This is a genomic window from Gryllotalpicola sp. CP2-P1, from assembly GCF_057512245.1.
The window spans coordinates 1-1,986 of sequence record NZ_JBLRDT010000324.1 but is presented as its reverse complement, the minus strand read 5'-3'; the positions used below and the strand labels follow the sequence as shown (position 1 = coordinate 1,986).

Below are 1,986 nucleotides of genomic sequence, written 5' to 3'. Positions count from 1 at the left end.
GCGAGCTCTGAGCCCGCCGTGAGCTGCGAGGTGCGCAGAATGCGGTGGCTGAGCGCCAGATCGACGCAGCGCTGCACACGGATGCCCCCGGCGAGCAGCCCCGGATACCACGAGGTGGTGCTCGACCAGACCCAGCGCGGATGCTCGGGCTCGTGAGTGCGCACGAACTCGACGAGGCCGGATGCCTCGAGCTCGACCGTCGTGCGCGGCATCGCGGCCGCGTCGAGCGTCGTCGCGGTCACACCGCCGTCTGGCCGGCGGTCGAGAACGATGTGCACGACTCCATTGTCGAACACATCACCGACATTCACTGCCTCGGCAGCCGCTCCAGAACACGCGCAGCCAGCGCCGCCGGGTTGCCGTTGGCGGTGTCGACGACGATGCGCTCGTCGCCCCACTGCTCGAGCGCGACCCGGCGAGGCAGCAGGGATTCCCAGGTGGGCTCGGGCAGCGCGGCATACGGCCGCACCCGGTGCTCGAGGCGCTGGCGGTGGAGCTCGACATCGCTGCACAGCACCTCGACGAACGCGAGCGGCACGTCGGCGCGCTGTGCGAGCTGCGCCCACTGACCGCGGGCATACGGGTGGTCGTTGACGGCGTCGACAATGACGTGCGCACCCGTGTGCAGGTTCGCCTCGGCGAGGGCCTCGGCACCGAGGTAGGCCGCGAGCCCGACCTCGTAGCTGTTCCGGAGCCCGGCGCGCAGCATGGCGTCCTCGAGCTCGTCGACCGCCAGATGCGCGGCGGGCAGGCGCCGAGCGAGTTCGGACGCGATGGCGCTCTTCCCGCTTCCCGGGAGTCCCGCAAGGGCGATGAGCATGCTGGCCACGGTAGCAAGATGGACGCATGTGCGGACGCTTCGCCCTCGACGACAAGGTCAATGCGCTCATCACCGACTTCGTCCTCTCGGGCGGCGAGCTCGATGACTACATCCCCGCGACCTGGGTGCCGTCATGGAACATCAGCCCCACCGACCAGATCGGCGTGATCCTCGAGTCGAAGAAGGGCGACGCGCCGGCGCAGCGCCGCTTCGAAACCGCCCACTGGAGTCTGATCCCCTCCTGGTCGAAGACGAAGAAGCTCAAATTCCCGACGTTCAACGCGCGCGCGGAGGAGGCGGCGGCGAAGCCGATGTTCAAGGCATCCGTCGCCGCGAAGCGCGCCATCATCCCCGCGAACGGCTACTTCGAATGGCAGACCGTGGGCAAGACGAAGACGCCCTACTTCATCCACCCTGAAGGCGAGGAGCTGATGGGACTCGCCGGCCTGTACTCGTGGTGGGCCGACCCCGCCTTCGACCGCGACGACCCGGCGCGCTGGGTGCTCAGCGCGACGATTCTCACGGCGGACACGATCCAGACCCTCGCAGACATCCACGACCGCAACCCGGTGATGCTGCCCCAGGAGCTGTGGGCGCACTGGATCGACCCGACGGTCGTCGGCGACCAGCAGCTGCTCGACGAGATGATCGAGGTGTCGAAGGGGGTCGCGCGCACGCTGGTCTTCGATCGCGTCGGGCCGGTCACAGGCAACGGACCCGAGCTGATCAGGCCGCTGACTCGGCCTCAGCCGGACTAGCGCCGGCCCAATACGCCTCTTCAGCGGCGCCCGCGAGAGCGGCGTCGACCGCCTCCCCACCCTGGCGGTAGGCCCCGCCGAGGTCGGCCGCCTCGGGGCGCCAGCCGCCGAGCAGGCCGCGGCTGAAGAATCCGCTCGCCCGCAGACGCTCGTCGATCGTGCGCAGCAGCTCGTCGCGGTCGTCGCTGGGCTCCGGGCATGCGGGCGAGAACTCGCGGGTCCACGTCGTCACGGGCCTCGTGGGGGCGGCGTCGTAGGCGGCCAGCGCGCCGAGGACCGCCTCGACCGCCCGCCCCGCGTCGATGTCGTCGCGGCCGGGGAAGCGCAACTCGGCGAGCACGCTCCAGTGCCCGCTCGGAGCGAGCTGCGAGGTTTCGATGAGGCGCGCCCACGGGGCGTGCTCGGCTT

The 1,986-nt window shown here is 70.3% G+C and carries 3 protein-coding genes and 1 pseudogene; 1 reads left to right on the top strand and 3 read right to left on the bottom strand.

The features are described from left to right. Both ACM2XV_RS14800 and ACM2XV_RS14795 read right to left on the bottom strand, forming a co-directional pair. Nucleotides 1–278: pseudogene (locus tag ACM2XV_RS14800) on the bottom strand (bifunctional 3'-5' exonuclease/DNA polymerase); the annotation flags it as partial. A gap of 29 nt (nucleotides 279–307) precedes the next feature. Next, nucleotides 308–820: a P-loop nucleotide/nucleoside kinase family protein gene (locus ACM2XV_RS14795; RefSeq protein ID WP_344778406.1), complete on the bottom strand. Its 513-nt coding sequence runs from the start codon at nucleotides 818–820 to the stop codon at nucleotides 308–310. 26 nt (nucleotides 821–846) lie between these two features. On the opposite strand from ACM2XV_RS14795, the gene ACM2XV_RS14790 reads away from it, so the two are divergent. Continuing rightward, nucleotides 847–1,578: an SOS response-associated peptidase gene (locus tag ACM2XV_RS14790; protein ID WP_344777605.1), complete on the top strand. Its 732-nt coding sequence runs from the start codon at nucleotides 847–849 to the stop codon at nucleotides 1,576–1,578. Here the strand turns inward: ACM2XV_RS14790 and ACM2XV_RS14785 are convergent. After that, nucleotides 1,547–1,986, bottom strand: a 440-nt coding sequence (locus ACM2XV_RS14785; protein ID WP_487027487.1) for a hypothetical protein, incomplete at its 5' end; no start/stop codon positions are given. The two genes, ACM2XV_RS14790 and ACM2XV_RS14785, sit on opposite strands and share 32 nt — an antisense overlap.

What these genes read in the sequence shown, in the direction of transcription:
- ACM2XV_RS14795 (WP_344778406.1), bottom strand. Translation starts at nt 820, where the DNA reads ATGCTCATCGCCCTTGCGGGACTCCCGGGAAGCGGGAAGAGCGCCATC.
- ACM2XV_RS14790 (WP_344777605.1), top strand. Translation starts at nt 847, where the DNA reads ATGTGCGGACGCTTCGCCCTCGACGACAAGGTCAATGCGCTCATCACC.